The sequence below is a fragment of the Priestia sp. VA7 genome (assembly GCF_055710015.1).
On record NZ_JBVQPN010000004.1, the window covers coordinates 636,681 to 652,294 of the forward strand.

17 protein-coding genes and 1 riboswitch are annotated in these 15,614 nt (G+C 37.3%); of the genes, 11 read left to right on the plus strand and 6 right to left on the minus strand.

Annotation, left to right across the window (positions count from 1 at the left end):
- The first annotated feature begins 6 nt into the window (after positions 1-6).
- The 7 genes from AC0C45_RS21075 (at position 7) to AC0C45_RS21105 (ending at position 6,006) form a co-directional block, all read left to right on the plus strand.
- Positions 7-783, plus strand: coding sequence for a 3-hydroxybutyrate dehydrogenase (locus tag AC0C45_RS21075; RefSeq protein WP_016764098.1), 777 nt, complete (start codon positions 7-9; stop codon positions 781-783).
- Positions 784-977: 194 nt separating this feature from the next.
- The gene (locus AC0C45_RS21080) at positions 978-2,438 is read left to right on the plus strand and encodes an aminoacyl-histidine dipeptidase (RefSeq protein ID WP_095379713.1); all 1,461 of its coding nucleotides are present in this window, start codon (positions 978-980) and stop codon (positions 2,436-2,438) included.
- 244 nt (positions 2,439-2,682) lie between these two features.
- Complete coding sequence (locus AC0C45_RS21085; protein WP_472928727.1) at positions 2,683-3,156, plus strand: hypothetical protein; 474 nt, start codon at positions 2,683-2,685, stop codon at positions 3,154-3,156.
- A 181-nt stretch (positions 3,157-3,337) separates the two neighbouring features.
- Positions 3,338-3,916, plus strand: coding sequence for a GNAT family N-acetyltransferase (locus tag AC0C45_RS21090; RefSeq protein WP_047932319.1), 579 nt, complete (start codon positions 3,338-3,340; stop codon positions 3,914-3,916).
- Positions 3,917-4,072: 156 nt separating this feature from the next.
- Positions 4,073-4,402: a PadR family transcriptional regulator gene (locus AC0C45_RS21095; protein WP_013057038.1), complete on the plus strand. Its 330-nt coding sequence runs from the start codon at positions 4,073-4,075 to the stop codon at positions 4,400-4,402.
- Positions 4,403-4,420: 18 nt separating this feature from the next.
- Positions 4,421-5,140, plus strand: a complete 720-nt coding sequence (locus tag AC0C45_RS21100) for a pentapeptide repeat-containing protein (RefSeq protein WP_016764102.1) — start codon at positions 4,421-4,423, stop codon at positions 5,138-5,140.
- Positions 5,141-5,319: 179 nt separating this feature from the next.
- The gene (locus AC0C45_RS21105; RefSeq protein WP_047932318.1) at positions 5,320-6,006 is read left to right on the plus strand and encodes an O-methyltransferase; all 687 of its coding nucleotides are present in this window, start codon (positions 5,320-5,322) and stop codon (positions 6,004-6,006) included.
- 186 nt (positions 6,007-6,192) lie between these two features.
- Here the strand turns inward: AC0C45_RS21105 and AC0C45_RS21110 are convergent, their stop codons facing one another.
- The 6 genes from AC0C45_RS21110 to AC0C45_RS21135 all read right to left on the minus strand — a co-directional run bounded on the left by AC0C45_RS21110 (position 6,193) and on the right by AC0C45_RS21135 (position 11,337).
- A complete protein-coding gene (locus tag AC0C45_RS21110) occupies positions 6,193-7,104 on the minus strand; it encodes a LysR family transcriptional regulator (RefSeq protein ID WP_034652100.1) in 912 nt (303 codons plus the stop codon).
- Between the two features lie 136 nt (positions 7,105-7,240).
- Positions 7,241-7,426, minus strand: coding sequence for a hypothetical protein (locus AC0C45_RS21115; RefSeq protein ID WP_047932315.1), 186 nt, complete (start codon positions 7,424-7,426; stop codon positions 7,241-7,243).
- Between the two features lie 150 nt (positions 7,427-7,576).
- The gene (locus AC0C45_RS21120; RefSeq protein WP_013057043.1) at positions 7,577-7,711 is read right to left on the minus strand and encodes a hypothetical protein; all 135 of its coding nucleotides are present in this window, start codon (positions 7,709-7,711) and stop codon (positions 7,577-7,579) included.
- Positions 7,712-7,849: 138 nt separating this feature from the next.
- Positions 7,850-9,112: a dicarboxylate/amino acid:cation symporter gene (locus AC0C45_RS21125; RefSeq protein ID WP_034652096.1), complete on the minus strand. Its 1,263-nt coding sequence runs from the start codon at positions 9,110-9,112 to the stop codon at positions 7,850-7,852.
- A 52-nt stretch (positions 9,113-9,164) separates the two neighbouring features.
- Positions 9,165-10,493: a diaminopimelate decarboxylase gene (gene lysA / locus AC0C45_RS21130; RefSeq protein ID WP_016764107.1), complete on the minus strand. Its 1,329-nt coding sequence runs from the start codon at positions 10,491-10,493 to the stop codon at positions 9,165-9,167.
- A 145-nt stretch (positions 10,494-10,638) separates the two neighbouring features.
- A riboswitch (Lysine riboswitch) is annotated at positions 10,639-10,821 on the minus strand.
- A gap of 66 nt (positions 10,822-10,887) precedes the next feature.
- Positions 10,888-11,337 (minus strand): hypothetical protein, encoded by a 450-nt coding sequence (locus AC0C45_RS21135; protein ID WP_237894040.1) that lies wholly within the window; start codon positions 11,335-11,337, stop codon positions 10,888-10,890.
- Positions 11,338-11,720: 383 nt separating this feature from the next.
- Between AC0C45_RS21135 and AC0C45_RS21140 the strand changes: the two genes are divergently transcribed.
- From AC0C45_RS21140 to AC0C45_RS21155, 4 genes are all read left to right on the plus strand, one after another.
- Positions 11,721-12,839 carry an NAD(P)/FAD-dependent oxidoreductase gene (locus AC0C45_RS21140; RefSeq protein WP_034652089.1) on the plus strand — a complete coding sequence of 373 codons (1,119 nt, stop codon included), beginning with the start codon at positions 11,721-11,723 and terminating at the stop codon, positions 12,837-12,839.
- A gap of 77 nt (positions 12,840-12,916) precedes the next feature.
- On the plus strand, positions 12,917-13,231 hold the full coding sequence (locus AC0C45_RS21145; protein WP_047932311.1) for a YckD family protein: 315 nt from the start codon (positions 12,917-12,919) through the stop codon (positions 13,229-13,231).
- A gap of 162 nt (positions 13,232-13,393) precedes the next feature.
- On the plus strand, positions 13,394-15,118 hold the full coding sequence (locus AC0C45_RS21150) for a PAS domain-containing sensor histidine kinase (protein ID WP_171777244.1): 1,725 nt from the start codon (positions 13,394-13,396) through the stop codon (positions 15,116-15,118).
- Between the two features lie 86 nt (positions 15,119-15,204).
- Positions 15,205-15,468: a DUF1292 domain-containing protein gene (locus tag AC0C45_RS21155; protein WP_013057050.1), complete on the plus strand. Its 264-nt coding sequence runs from the start codon at positions 15,205-15,207 to the stop codon at positions 15,466-15,468.
- The last annotated feature ends 146 nt before the right edge of the window (positions 15,469-15,614 follow it).

The window sequence follows — 15,614 nt, forward strand, 5'->3', positions numbered from 1 at the left end:
ATACACATGGTTGAAAATCAAGTAATTGTAATCACAGGAGCAGCAAGAGGAATTGGGTTTGAAATAGGTAAACGATTCGCAGAAAACGGCGGAAAAATTGTGTTATCCGACATTGATCAAGCTGCTGTAGAAGCTGCAGCACAAAATCTTCGTGAAGCTGGATTTGAAGCGCTTGGTGTCAAAGCCGATGTAACAAAAGAAGAAGAAATCAAACATTTAATTGAAACAGCAAACGCACATTTTGGAGCGGTTCATACGTTCATTAATAACGCTGGCTTGCAGCATGTTTCTCCAATCGAAGAGTTTCCCACTGAAAAATATGAGTTAATGATTAAAATTATGCTAACAGCTCCATTTATGGCGATTAAGCACGCGTTTCCGATTATGAAAAAACAAGGGTTCGGACGTATTATTAACGTTTCTTCTATCAACGGTTTAATCGGTTTTGCGGGCAAAGCAGCTTATAACAGTGCTAAACACGGTGTAATTGGGCTAACAAAAGTAGCTGCTCTTGAAGGCGCAGCACACGGTATTACGGTGAATGCACTTTGTCCTGGCTATGTGGATACACCACTAGTGAGAGGTCAGTTAGCTGGTTTAGCTAAAACAAGAAATGTACCATTAGAGAGCGTGCTTGAAGAAGTTATTTATCCTTTAGTCCCTCAAAAAAGATTACTAGACGTGAGCGAAATTGCTGACTACGCTATTTTCTTAGCGAGTGATAAAGCAAAAGGTGTAACTGGTCAAGCGGTAGTAATGGACGGCGGATATACAGCTCAATGAAAAATAGAATAAGTCATTAAAAGCATAAAGGAGTCTAATGAGCTCCTTTATGCTTTTTTATGTTATATCTATTCTATCGAGCTAATCAACGTTAAAATATAACTAGGCTATACATAAAAGAAGCCTTATACTATTTCTCCTGTAAAGATAAATAGTATGATAAAAAAGCCTACAGTTCAGAAAGGATGATACATATGGTGCAAACAGTAAATGAATTAATTAAACATCCGGTTTTTTATTTTTTTAACGAAATTTCAGCTATTCCTAGAGAATCTGGAAATGAAAAGAAAATTAGTGACTATTTAGTTTCTTTTGGAAAAGAAAGAAGCCTTGAAGTTATACAAGACGAGGCTTTAAATGTAATTATTAAAAAGCCGGCAGCTAAAGGATATGAAGATGCTCCAGCCATCATTTTGCAAGGACATATGGACATGGTATGCGAGTTAAATAAAGGAACTGTGCATGATTTCGAAAAAGATCCGCTTCAACTGCGAATTGTGGAAGATATGCTTTATGCAAATGGTACTACGCTAGGAGCTGACAACGGGATTGCCGTTGCATATGCACTGGCTTTACTAGATGCTCATGATATAGCTCACCCCTCTCTTGAAGTAGTCATTACTACTGAGGAAGAAACAACTATGGGCGGAGCCATCGCTGTAAATCCAGCTCATTTTGAAGGAAAAATCTTTATTAACCTTGATACAGAAGAGGACGGAAAGCTGCTTGTCAGCAGCGCAGGCGGGGTAAAAAGCGTGCTTCGTATTCCCGTAGACTGGGAATCGTCTTCCGATAACTCAGAAACATATAGCTTAAGCATCGGTGGACTGCGCGGCGGACATTCTGGAATGGAAATTGATAAAGAAAGAGGAAATGCTAATAAACTGCTAGGGAGAGTTTTATATGACTTACAACATGAACTTCCCTATTCTTTAAGCAGCATTAGTGGAGGATTAAAATCAAATGCGATTCCCCGTGAATCAGAAGCAATTCTATCAGTTGAGCCTTCTGAGGTAGGAAAGCTAGAAAATAAGATTCGTGAGTGGAACGAAATAGTAAAAAATGAATTACAAGCGGCTGATCCGAGCGTATATGTAAAAATAAACAAATCTTCTTCCTTTGAGAAATGTTTTACAAAAGAAACGACAGAACGAATTGTACAAGCTATTATGCTAACACCAAACGGCGTTCAAAGCATGAGTATGAATATCGAAGGATTAGTAGAATCTTCTACCAACTTAGGCGTGATTACGACGACAGAGTCTGAGATTGTTTTTCAAAATGAAATCCGCAGCTCAGTAAAAAGCTTAAAAGAAAAAATAGTAAGTCAAGTGCACATACTTGCTCAAGTAGTCGGAGGAAGAGTTGAAACAAAAGGCAATTACCCTGAATGGGCGTACAATGCAGATTCAAAAATTCGCGAATTATGTAAAACGGTTTACAAAGAAAAGTATGGGGAAGAGGCGGAGATCATCGCCATCCATGCTGGAATTGAATGCGGTATTTTCCTGGAAAAAATCTCTGGATTAGACGCCATTTCGCTCGGTCCCGATATGTACGACGTTCATACGCCTGATGAGCACCTGAGCATTCCGTCTACTATTAAGACATGGGAATACTTATTAGCGGTATTAAAAGAAGCAAATAAGATATAAAGTTATCAGCATCTCTATAATTTTTAAAAAAGAGCTTCTGTAAAGGAGCTCTTTTTCATTCGTCATTTAGCAGATAATAAGCAGAATTCCGTCAACACGTCAGGCAATTGAGAACACTTATGTAAGCGTTTTACAAATAAAGGTTTTAAAACGGGACTAAAAGAGGTAAACAAGTACTAAAACGATAGACAAATGAATTCAAAACAAGCTCTGCAACTAATAAATTAGTAGGGAGAGAATATATATGAATGATAATAGTCTTATGAAAGATCCCTTTTTGGAAAAAGGAGAAATTGAATTTTTAGAATTAAGGAAAGACGAAATACGTTATCTAAAGTTCGATCGGTTTTTGAAAGTGATTAAAGCACTTAATCAACGCAGTGATAAAGGCTACCAGAGTCTTATGCTTTCCGTTGATGGCTTTAAAGGTAATTCAAGAGAATTATATGAGATAGAGGAGTTTCGCAGATACGTAAATTTGTTAATTAATCAAGTTCCTCAAATATTATTTTATATTCACGATAAAAACAAAATGACTAATCAAATTTTGAAAAGTCTATCAAACAATAGCAGCCAACCGGCCTCTATAGATCCTAAGAGAGCACGTTTAATGATTGATGCCATACAGGAGCAAGTAGAGAAAACAGAGGATAAAGAGATAAAGGAGAATCTTTCTGAATTCGTATGTAAAATCCAGAGCTTTGTGAATCAGTATTAACAGTTCCCAATAGAAAAGCAGAATCCATATTATAAAAAAGTACGAGAACTCAAAATTTCTCGTGCTTTTTTATTGGAAAAACAGTAGAAAGAGAAAAGGATTATCAACATAGATTGATAAATAATAAATAATAATGGTAAAGCTTCATATTCTGCCGTGAAATAACAAGGAGGAATGAACATTGCATCATATTGAAATAAGAAGACCAAAAATAGAAGACCGCGCAGAACTCCACGAGCTTTTTAATGAAGTAATCACAGATACCTTTCATAAAGAGGGTCTATCTGAAATGGTGAACGATATACAAATAGAAATTGAAAGTAAAGAACAATATTTAAAAAGTGACCTTGATAGCGGTGGAAAACATCGATTCTTTTGGCTCGGAATAGATACGTGCACCAATAAGATTATTGGCTGTATTGAATATGGTCCTGCTAGTGAATTAATTACGGCGTGTACAAAAGGAGAGCTGCAAGGATGGATTGAAATCGGCACAGTTTTTGTTCATCCAAAGTACCAAAGAAAAGGTGTAGGAACACTGCTTTTACATACTATGCTGCTTACGCTTCAAAGCAGAGAAATTAAAAAAATTTGTTTGGACAGCGGATATAAAAATGCTCAAGAAGTATGGAAAAACATATTTGGAATCCCTGATTATTTAGTAAAGGATTACTGGAGCAAGGGGTATCATCACATGGTTTGGAAAATATCAGCGGAAAGTACGCCGATAGTATTTAAGCTCAGTTATAACGAAGAATAAGATGTCTCCTAGAAAATAGCCGGTACGTTTCTACCGGCTATTTTCTACTGTTAAGCTGTTTACATATGTTCAATTATATATCAGTGTATTTTATTAAATATAATACCTTGACTGTCATAGTAATATGATTTAAATTATACATAAAGAGGTGATACTTTGGTATATGCAAAAATGTCTTCGGATTTACTTCGGGGACATACAGATACAATGATTTTGAAATTACTTCTCAGCGGCGATAAATATGGTTATGAAATTAGTAAGCTTATTTACACCTACTCTAAAGAGCAGTATGAGTTAAAAGAAGCCACAATGTATTCAAGCTTGAAGCGCCTGGAAAAAGACGGCCATATTCTTTCTTACTGGGGAGATGCTGTACAAGGCGGCCGCAGAAAATATTATAAAATTACAGAACAAGGAAAAAGCGTATATAAACAAAACAAAGAAAATTGGGAGCAAGCGAAAAAAATTATTGATTTATTGTTGTGAGAAAGGATGATGTTATAAATGAACGAAAAAATAAAAAATCATGTGCATAACATTTTGACTCCTTATCAGGATGTAGAAAATGTTCAAGATCTAGAAGAAGAACTATCACAGAACTTGCAGGAAAAATTTACAGATTACAAAAAAGACGGGCATAATGAAGAACAGGCTTATTATATGACAATCAATTCTATCGGTGATATCACAGAGCTGATTCAATCAATGAATGTAGAAACAAAGGAATTAAAGCAAACCGTCCCTATGGATTTTTCAAAGACCGAGCTTACAAAATCTGATTTTCGTTCTGTATCGGTGTATAAAGGGAAATTTAATGCCAGTAATTTGAATGAATCTGATTTTAGCTATGCAGATCTTACAGACAGCATGTTTAAAAGCAGCAATTTAACGAAAGCAATATTTCATCACGTTAATTTAACAGGCGTACAATTTAAATGGGCAAATTTTAAACAGGCCAGTTTTAAAGGCTGTATCTATGACAACACGTACTTTAAGCAATGTAATTTAACAGACATTGTATTTGACGAAGAAACATTTAACGGAACAATCTTTGAAGGAACATCATTAAAAAAAGCCTCATTTCGCCACGCAACTTTGCTAAATGTACAGTTTCGAGGATCAGATTTAAAGAAATCCGATTTTGAAGGTGCAAAAATGGATAAATTGACATATAACTTTTTAAAAAGTGCCAAGATAGATCTTAGTAAAGTTACGATTATTTAAAGGCAAAAAAGACCTCTCTGAAGGTCTTTTTTTATGGACATATAACAAATCTTTTTAAGAGCGAGCAGGATAGTTTATTAGAGAGCTAGAACACATTCATAATACGAACAATTACGGCAACAAGCTGAATATGAGAAGAACATAATCTTATCTTTGAAATAATAAAGCTTTTATTACTTATGCGGAGGAGTATGGAAATGTCTATATATGAAATTTGGAATGAAGTGGATCTTTATATGAATGATAAGCTTATACAACCTGACCCTATTCTTGATGAGGTATTGAAGGCAAATCAAGAGGCTGAATTACCTGCCATCGACGTATCGCCTAGTCAAGGAAAGTTTCTGCATTTGTTAGCTTCATTAAAAGGAGCTAAACGCATTTTAGAAATTGGTACTCTTGGAGGGTACAGCACGATTTGGCTAGCTAGAGCTCTTCCCAAAGACGGACAGCTAATTACGCTCGAATTAAGCGCTCAGCATGCAGAAGTTGCAAGAGCTAATTTAAAAAGAGCGGGAGTAAGCCACTTAGTAGAAGTCATTGTCGGCCCCGGGCTTGATACATTAGCTGTATTAAAGGATAAGGGAACAGATCCGTTTGATCTTATCTTTATTGATGCTGACAAGCCGAATAACCCAAATTACTTAAAGTGGGCTCTAGAATTATCGAAAAGAGGAAGTCTGATTATTTGTGATAATGTTGTTCGTCAAGGGCATGTGGTGAACTCAGAAAGTGAAGATGAAAATGTAAAGGGAATTCGCCAATTTATGAATGCTCTGGCTCAAGAAAAACGAATCAGCGCCACGGCTATACAAACCGTTGGAAGCAAAGGCTATGATGGATTCATTGTAGGGGTTGTTGAATGATAAAACTTGTATTACACCTAAAAAGAAACGGAGACATAACTAAATCTATCCAATCAACAGCTAGAAGCAAATACATACATGAAACCTACGTTCATCATCATCCTAAAAAAATCCGAACGAGCTGGATTCTCGACCAAACTCGTTCGGATTGTCCTTCAACTAACATACTTTTGTTCCAGACTCTTTTTAAAGGGGCCCCAATTTATCTGTCATTTGTTTTTCGGTTAAAAAATTAATCAATTCTCGTACAGCGAATGAACTGTAGCGTTCTTTTAACAGAATAATTCCAAGTTCCCACATCATTTCAGGATCTGCAATAGGCACGGTAGTAATATTGGGATCTTTCACTTTGGCATAAAGCGATTCGGGTAAAATAGCAATACCTAGTTCTGCTGCTGTTAATTCAATAATTAAATCCCATTGAGAACTTTTATACGCTATAGAAGGCACAAAGCCTGATTTTAAAGCATCTTGAATTAACCGGTCGTGCAGCGTAAATTCTTCACTGAACATAATGAATTTTTCATGCTCTAATTCTTTCATCCAGACGGAAGAACGTTTTGCTAAAGGATGGTTTCTATGCGCGTATAAAAGAAATCTCTCCTTAACGAACGGGTATACGTGAAAATGCTCAGCATGACCGCTTGTAAGAGGAAGCATAACAATCCCCATATCTACAAGAGCCTCTTCCACAAGTGCTTCAATTTTTTTTGCTCCAAATTCAATAAGCTCTAGAGATACTTTAGGGTATTGTACATTAAATGCTTTTGCAATCTTCGGGAAAAACAAGGTCCCGATGAGCGGAGGGACTCCCATCTTGATTTGCCCTGTTTGCAAGTTCATTAAATCTCCCAACAAGTGAGGCATGTCTTTTAACACCGACAGAGCTTTAGTTGCCTGATGATACACGACTTCTCCTGCATCGGTTAGCTTTAATTCTCTTGTTGAACGATCAAGAAGCTCAAATCCTAGTTCATTTTCTACTTTTTTGACGGCTTTACTTAAAGCCGTTTGTGACAAATGAACTTGCAGCGCTGCCTTTGTAAAATTTTTATGATTCGCTACCTCTATAAAGTATTCTAAGTCTCTGATTTCCATGTGAAACTCCATTTCTGCAAACTGCTTATCCTTTTTCTTTACTCTTTATTTTAACCACTAAATTATTTACTGTAAATGCGCTGATTAAAAAGGGGGAGGATATATCCAATGAATAAAAACAGGGAAAGGAAATGAACTAAAGTTTCTGTCGAAATTGATTTATAAAACGAATAATCTTTTTATAGAGAAAAATAGATTTTGCTACTAGCTGATGAGGAATATAAAGACTTTTGTATGTGCGTTCGGGCAAAAATGCAAAACTTATTAAAATAACTGAAAGTCCAAAGGCTGCGGCTGTAATCTCTAGCCAAGAAAACATCATATCATTCCTCCTTTTACAAACCTATTAATAGAATATGTAAAAGTTCGAAAGGAGGTTGTGCGATAGCCCCATAACGAGCGGGGTTATGAAGTTCTCTCTAAAAATAAAATGACGTTAAAGAACGCAGGCGCTGCGCTCTTTAACGTCATTTTATTTTCGTTCTTCAGCTTGATGCTCTTGTTTGTTTTGCTCAGTAAGACGTTTTTGATGAGCTTTTGTTTCTGCGCTTACGTGATTCGCATCATTCGGTTGATTTTTCTTTGAACCTCCTGCAGCGTTACTCATTAGACGACACCTCCAGTCCGGTTATGAAACATACCTATAGAATGTGCGTATTTACAGACTTTATACACCGCTATCGATATTACTGCACACGAAAAAAGCAAAGGGAGAGTCACTAAGACTGTTCCCTTTGCTTTTTTACTAGGCGACTTTATCGGTGGTGATAATTTTGTTAATCCAGTCTTTTCCTTCTGTAAACCTTGTAACAAGCATCGCTGTTACTGTATTTCCCGTACTGTTTAAAAGCGTAGCAGGGGCGTCAATAATTGTGGAAATGACCGCAATAATGGGCAGAACTTCTGGCGAAAATCCGTAAATTGTAATGATTAACATTTCGCCAATCATACCGCCTCCAGGGATTGCTCCCATTACGGCTCCAACTAAAAAGGCTACGCCTAAAATGCTCAAAATACTCGTAGCAGACGTCATATCTTTGCCAAACAAACTGAATAAGAAAACAATCTTTAGAATACCACCGATAACAGAACCATCTTTATGCGTGTTTGCTCCTAGTGGAATCACTGTTTCAGCAATATCCAGCGGCACACCCATTTTCTTTGTTGCATCTAAATTGACTGGAATAGATGCAGCAGAAGAACACGTAGCAATAGCGGTGATAGAAGGAGCAGCTGCATTTTTCCAAAACAGCTTAATTCCTGCTTTACCGCCAGCAATCCATGCGTAGAGCGTAAAGAAACCGAAATAGTAAACGATTGCAATTAATAAATAAAGAATAAATGCTCTAGCGTACCCTTGTAAGATCTTTGGTCCAAGTTCTCCTACTACAGTAGCAAAATAGCATCCTAAACCAATTGGAGCATAGTACATCACAACTTTAACAACCTTCATCGATACTTCTTGACCCGAAGTCAGAAATTTTGCCATAGGTTGTCCTTTTTCACCGGCCATTGTGGTAGCAATACCGAAAATAACGGCAAAGACAATTAATTGTAAAATATGCTCTTTCGAAAATAACTGAACAAAATCAGGTACAGTAAATGTGCTAACAAGCTGATTTAAAAGCGTCATTTTTTCAGCTGTATTTTCACTGTCACCCATCAATTCTTTAATGGCAGAAGTATCTACATTATGTAGCGGATTGTAAAGTGATGCGCCTAAAAAGCCTAAAACGGCTGAAACAGCAGCAGTGGCGACAAACACAACGGCAATTCCTAGCATAATTTTACCAAGACGTTTCATTTCGTTCATGTTTGCAATCGCCGAAGCCACACTAAAAAAGACAAGGGGAACGATAATCATGAACATCAAATTGAGAAACAAATCACCAAAAGGCTTCACGACTGCCACATCGGGTCCAATAGCATATCCTGCTATCCCGCCAATTAAAATAGCGAGAAGCAGAATAAGCGATGATCTGTACGTTTTAAATACACTTAAAACCATAGTTAGATTTCCTCCAAACAACAATAGCTTCTTTACTACGCAAGAACAGCTATTATTTGCTCATTGCATACGTAGTAACGACTGGCTTTACATCTTTACGCACCAAATCTTCGTATGTTTCTCGCTCTACAGCAAGACGAGCTTCTCCATTTTTTACAAATACAACAGCAGGGCGCGGAATACGGTTGTAATTGCTAGCCATTGAATAGTTGTAGGCACCTGTAGAGGACACTGCTAATAAATCTCCTTGATTAACGCGCGGTAAATCAATATCCCAAATAAGCATATCTCCTGATTCACAGCATTTACCCGCAATTGATACTGTTTCATCTTTTTTATCCGTCACTCTATTAGCCAAGACAGCTTCATGTTTTGCATCGTAAAGAGCAGGACGGATATTATCGGTCATACCGCCGTCAACTCCTACGTATTTTCGTACACCTGGAATCTCCTTCGTTGATCCAATTGTATAAAGCGTTGTACCTGCTTCTCCTACGATGCTTCTTCCAGGCTCAATCCAGACTTCTGGAAGGGTATAATTCTGTTCAGTTAACGTGCGGCTTAGCTTTTCTGTCAGTGCATCTACATAATACTCAACTGGAAGAGGAGAGTCGCTTTCGGTATAACGAATACCAAAACCACCACCTACGTTTAAAACTTTTACTTCAAATTCCATTTTATCACGAATGCTGAATAAGAAATCAGTTAAAATATCAATGGCGCGAGAAAAACCATCTACTTCAAAAATTTGCGAACCAATATGACAATGAATGCCTAAAAGATCGTAGTAAGGCTTTTCTAACGCAGAACTTACCGCTTTCATGGCTTGGTCATTGGAAAGACCAAATCCAAACTTGGAATCTTCCTGTCCGGTCATAATATATTCATGTGTATGGGCTTCAATCCCTGGAGTAACACGCAGAAGAATAGATGCTTTCTGTTTGCGCTCAGCTGCTAAGGCATGCAAAACTTCAAGTTCGGTAAAGTTATCAACAACAAAACAGCCAATATTTGCATCAAGAGCCATTTCCATTTCTTCAATCGTTTTATTATTTCCGTGAAAATGAATGCGTTCAGCTGGATATCCAGCTTCAAGCGCTGTAAATAATTCGCCTCCTGAGACCACATCTAGTGACATATCAAGCTTCGTTAAAAGGCTAGCCATTTCCATACAAAGAAATGCTTTCCCTGCATAGGCGATTTGATATGAAAATCCGCTTCTTCGAAAGGCTGAATGGAAGGCCTTGCATTTCGTTTCAATTAATTCTTGATCGTAGATGTATAGAGGAGTGCCGTATTGTTTTTTCAGTTCGACCGTATCGCACTGCCCAATTTCTAAATGATTGTTGCTGTTAATTTTACTCGTTCCATGTAAGTACATAATTCGTATCCCTCCATTTAAATCATTCAACTATAACTTTGAACTTTGATGGTCAGTAGAAAAACACAAAAAAGACCCGTGAAGTGATGTTCACGCGTCTTGGTTTCATAATAATAAAGTATTATTACATTCTAGGCATCAACATCTCTTCAATAGCTCTCCACAAACCAAATGGTTTGTGACAGCTCAGCATTTATTCAATACTGAACCAGTATATGAACACAATGGATGTTTATATACTTCGGCACGAAATCCCTTTTACTTATCTTCACAGACTCCATTAGTCTCCAATAAGTGACTCTTGATTTCATGCACCTCTATTCTCAGAGAGGAAAATTATATTTAAATGTAATTCCTATTATATTTCCTTTTCCTCCGTCTAGTCAATGAAAAGTTAAGGCATAGGAATATCAAAAAAAATAAATAAGAAAGCTATGAAGCTTCCAGATAGAATCCAAGCAGCCAGTGCTGTCTTCTGATGAATGATTAAAAGTGAGAACGTGACAATATTGAAGAGAAAAGAACACAGCAGCGACCATCCATAATGATGAGTGATACTGTGATTAACATAAGCAATGAACTCAATCACAGTAAATAAAAGCCCCCACAAAAGAATCCACCACAGGCTACCGCTTACATGCAGCGGCAGCCTTCCTAAAAAAACCGGTATAACAAACGGATAAATAATTAAGGTTATTCCAAGGGAAACCATTAGGTGATCGGGTAGAAAAAGGTGATCAATACCAACAGGGTGAAATACCCATACGCGGTGATGAAACAGCAGCACTTCATAAAGCAAATTCCCCGTGACGATAGTATTCTTGATACCTTCGCCACTTGCCAAATAGTAAACCAAGGATGATGAAAACTAATACAAATGAAGATTGCATGCGCTCTTCTTAAAATAATGGTTATTTCTTTTTATTTACATATTATAGAAATTTTATTCTCTCCGCTTTTATTCAGAAACTATAATAGAAAAGCCGTAAGAAACAGCGTTAAAGACGTACTACCACTATTTATGGCCTTCTTCACCCTGCTATAATCTCCGTAAAGGAACTTTTAACACTTTTGTTTACGAGATGAAAGGAGCTATATGTTAAAGGCAGAAGGACGTAAAAATAAGCTCAAAATAGCTTCACCTAGTATGTGACTTCTTTTTTTGCTATGCTAAAGTTGCGTACATATAGCATGAGAATACTAGAAGAAAGAAAAGGGTGTTTTGGTATGAAAACATACATCGTAGTTGGAGCTGGGATACTTGGAGCTTCTACAGCATATCATTTAGCAAAAGCAGAAGCAGATGTGACATTGATAGATCGCAAAGATGCTGGTCAAGCTACTGATGCAGCAGCAGGAATTGTTTGTCCATGGCTTTCGCAGCGTCGAAATAAAGCATGGTACCGCTTAGCAAAAGGCGGCGCTAAGTACTATCAAACATTAATTCAGCAATTAGAAGAAGATGGAGAAACGGATACGGGATATAAGCGAGTTGGAGCAATTAGCTTACATACTGATGAGCAAAAGCTTAAAAAAATGGAAGAAAGAGCATACATGCGTCGGGAAGAAGCTCCTGAAATAGGCGAGATTACACGTTTATCCGCTAAAGAAACACAGGCTTTGTTTCCGGTTCTTTCGGAAGAATACAGTTCAGTTCATATTAGCGGAGCCGCTCGCGTTAACGGAAGAGCTCTTCGAAACGCACTTGTGAATGCAGCGAAGAAAAACGGTGCAAAAATAATAGAAGGAAACGCAGAACTACTTTATGAAAATAATCAAGTAACGGGCGTTTCCGTAAATGGACAAACCCTTCTAGCAAGTACAACAATCGTAACGGCAGGAGCGTGGGCAAATCAATTACTAGAGCCTCTTGGAGTAAAATTTTTAGCAAGCTTTCAAAAAGCGCAAATTGTCCACTTGCATCTTCCAGATTTAGATACCAAAGACTGGCCCGTTGTGATGCCTCCAAGCGACCAATATATTCTTTCATTTGAACAAGGTCAAATTGTCATTGGAGCAACACATGAAAACGACACGGGTTATGACTTGAGAGTAACGGCTGGGGGGCTTCATGAAATTTTTTCAAAGGCCTTATCCATTGCTCCCGGCTTAACAGAAAGCACAGTCTTAGAAACAAGGGTAGGATTTCGACCATTTACTCCAGGCTTCTTGCCAGTCATTGGAGCTCTTCCGGCTTATGAAGGAATACTAGTAGCAAATGGTCTTGGGGCTTCAGGCTTAACGTCGGGCCCTTATCTTGGTTCAGAGCTTGCTAAATTAGCACTTGAAATGGAAATGGAAATTGATCTTAGCGACTATGATGTAAGAGGAGCTATCGAGTCTTAAGCAAACAGAATGAATGAATGAAAACAAATAGAAGTTCGCAAACTATAACTACTATATGATGAAAGGAAGTAGATTGTTTGCGAAAGATTATGATAAGTGCAGCAGCAGCTTTTTTATTTATGAGCGCGACACCTGTATTAGCGGAAAACAATCCTCAGCCAAAAACAAAAGACGTACAGCTAACGTCTCAGCAAAAGCAGGAACTGTCCGTGCTGTACAAAGAAATGCTAGCAAAAAAGAAAGAAATACTTTCAAAATATGTGGAGTACGGCGTGCTAAGCAAAACCGAGAGTCAAAACATTTCTTCACATATGGAAAATCGCTATCAGCATATGGAGCAAAATGGTTTTGTGCCAAAGCGTCACTGTCATAAAATACATCATTCAAAGTAATTCCTATTCACATAAAAAAAGCGCCTTTATAGGCGCTTTTTTTATGTGAATGAATGGAAAATATTCGCTTCTTTATCTAGTAAATTTTAAACACCTCATGTAAAATTAAGAGAATGAGAACGAGTAGGAAAGATGCTAGTGAGGGGTAGGTAAATATGAACGATGAACGAAAATAAAAAAATAGTCCGATTACATGCAGAAAATCATTCAGCTGAGGATCTAGGAATCATATTTGCTTACAAACAAAAAGGCGACCATCTTGTTTACAGTATGTATCAAGGAGAAAGCGTTTCTGAGCAAAAAATACCCCTAGAAGAATGGGTCTCGTATGAGCATTTTTTCGAAGCACTAAACAAAAAGAAAAAGCTTATGTACGAGCTTCAAATAAATGATAAACGCTATGTAGTAAACTTAACCCCTTTATCTTACACAGAAAAGCCTGAAATTATGGGACATTGCGTGAATATAATTAGTTATCAGGAGAAAAAAGAACAGATTCAGCCTTTTATTTATCATAACGCAGATGCTGTTGCTGTCGTTGACTTAGAGGGTAAAACGCTTCAAGTGAACCCTGCGTTTGAGAATACATTTGGCTGGACGTTTGAAGAAATTCATCAAAAGCCTCTTCCGATTATACCTTCGTTTTTAAAGGAGCCAGTGTGCGAACTTCATAAGACTATTCAATCAGGTGAATCGAAAACGGAATTCGAGACGGTCAGACAGCATAAAGACGGTCATTTAATTAATGTAAGCGTCACACTATTCCGCGTTGAAAACATGAATGATTGGCCGCTATGCATTGCTTTTGTCTATCGAGATATAACATCACGCAAGCAGGCTGAAACGGCTTTAAAAGAAAGCGAAGAACGCTACCGAAGTTTGATTGAGTTATCCCCAGAAGCGATTATCGTGCATAGTGAAGGGAAAATTGATTACATTAACCCTGCAGGAGCCAAAGCGCTAGGATACAAGAATCCTCAGGACGTATTAGGAGCTTGTGTTTATCAGTTTGTTCACCCTGATTACTATGATGTTGTAAAACAGCGAATTTATCGAATGAAAACAGAAAATAAATCTGTAGATTTGCAGGAAGAAAAGTTTATTCATAAAGACGGTCATACGATTGATGCCGAAACCATTGCCTTTCCTATTCCCTATATGGAAAAGCAGGCCATTCAAGTTTTGTTTCGTGATATCACAGAGCGTAAAAAAACTGAAAAATTGCTGCGTGAATCCGCTCAGCTTTCCTTAGTCGGACAGTTAGCGGCTGGTATTGCTCACGAAATTCGAAACCCTCTGACGGCGGTAAAAGGATTTATGCAGTTATTAAAAGAAACGAGCGGTCAGCCTTACTATGTAGAAATGATAAATCATGAGTTAGATAGAATTGAATTGATTACCGATGAGTTCTTGAGTCTTGCAAAGCCGCAGGCGAAAACCTACAAAGACAAACATGTCCAAGATATTTTAGAGAATACGTTAAAGCTAGCTGAGGTGCAGGGGATTACAGAGAAAATTCACGTAAAAAAAGAAATTGATTTTCATCTCCCTCTCGTATTATGCGAAGAAAATCAGTTGAAACAGGTGTTTAGCAATATATTTAAAAATGCAGTCGAATCTATGCCAAGTGGAGGAACCGTAAGGATTCAACTAAAAAGGTTTAATCAGGAGAACCTTGTTGTCCGGTTTAGCGACGAGGGGCCAGGCATCACACAGGAAAGAATGCAGCATTTAGGAAAACCTTTTTATAGTACCAAAGAGAAAGGAACGGGGCTTGGACTGATGGTGTGTTATAAGATCATTCGAGAACATAGAGGAGAAATTAACTTTGTAAGTGAACTTGGAAAAGGAACTACCGTAGACATTCTTTTGCCTTTTAAAAAGTAGATTCTACTTTTATAAGCATGAAACCTTTTCTAAAGGGGAATACATGTTAGTGAACGAATAATGAGGTTAAAATAGGAGGGAATAATATGGAACGCATTGAAACGGGAGAGATTTTTACAATTTTAGACGAAAATGATCAAGAGCAAGATATTGAAGTGCTTGGAAAAATGACGATTGAAGGGCACGATTATATTGCTGTTGCGTTTGTTGAAGAAGTTTTAATAGAAACAGAAGAAGAAATTGATGTTTTCTTTTTGAAAATTGAAGATGATGGTGAATGGTCTTCAATTGAAGATGACGATGAATTTGAAAAGGTATCAGCCGTATTTGAGGAAATGACATCCGCGTAAAAAGAGAGGTTAAAACCTCTCTTTTTTTATTTTTAAATAATATAATATTTAGAATTTTTTTAAAAATATCTTGCTGAATTATTTCCCTTCATTTATGATGAATATGTAACATACCAACCGGTTAGTAAGTAAATGAAAGCGAGGGG

Excerpts from the sequence above, each read along its gene's own strand:
- AC0C45_RS21075 (WP_016764098.1), top strand. The coding sequence starts at position 7 with ATGGTTGAAAATCAAGTAATTGTAATCACAGGAGCAGCAAGAGGAATT.
- AC0C45_RS21080 (WP_095379713.1), top strand. The coding sequence starts at position 978 with ATGGTGCAAACAGTAAATGAATTAATTAAACATCCGGTTTTTTATTTT.
- AC0C45_RS21085 (WP_472928727.1), top strand. The coding sequence starts at position 2,683 with ATGAATGATAATAGTCTTATGAAAGATCCCTTTTTGGAAAAAGGAGAA.
- AC0C45_RS21100 (WP_016764102.1), top strand. The coding sequence starts at position 4,421 with ATGAACGAAAAAATAAAAAATCATGTGCATAACATTTTGACTCCTTAT.
- AC0C45_RS21105 (WP_047932318.1), top strand. The coding sequence starts at position 5,320 with ATGCGGAGGAGTATGGAAATGTCTATATATGAAATTTGGAATGAAGTG.
- AC0C45_RS21110 (WP_034652100.1), bottom strand. The coding sequence starts at position 7,104 with ATGGAAATCAGAGACTTAGAATACTTTATAGAGGTAGCGAATCATAAA.
- AC0C45_RS21115 (WP_047932315.1), bottom strand. The coding sequence starts at position 7,426 with ATGATGTTTTCTTGGCTAGAGATTACAGCCGCAGCCTTTGGACTTTCA.
- AC0C45_RS21120 (WP_013057043.1), bottom strand. The coding sequence starts at position 7,711 with ATGAGTAACGCTGCAGGAGGTTCAAAGAAAAATCAACCGAATGATGCG.
- AC0C45_RS21125 (WP_034652096.1), bottom strand. The coding sequence starts at position 9,112 with ATGGTTTTAAGTGTATTTAAAACGTACAGATCATCGCTTATTCTGCTT.
- lysA (WP_016764107.1), bottom strand. The coding sequence starts at position 10,493 with ATGTACTTACATGGAACGAGTAAAATTAACAGCAACAATCATTTAGAA.
- AC0C45_RS21140 (WP_034652089.1), top strand. The coding sequence starts at position 11,721 with ATGAAAACATACATCGTAGTTGGAGCTGGGATACTTGGAGCTTCTACA.
- AC0C45_RS21150 (WP_171777244.1), top strand. The coding sequence starts at position 13,394 with ATGAACGAAAATAAAAAAATAGTCCGATTACATGCAGAAAATCATTCA.
- AC0C45_RS21155 (WP_013057050.1), top strand. The coding sequence starts at position 15,205 with ATGGAACGCATTGAAACGGGAGAGATTTTTACAATTTTAGACGAAAAT.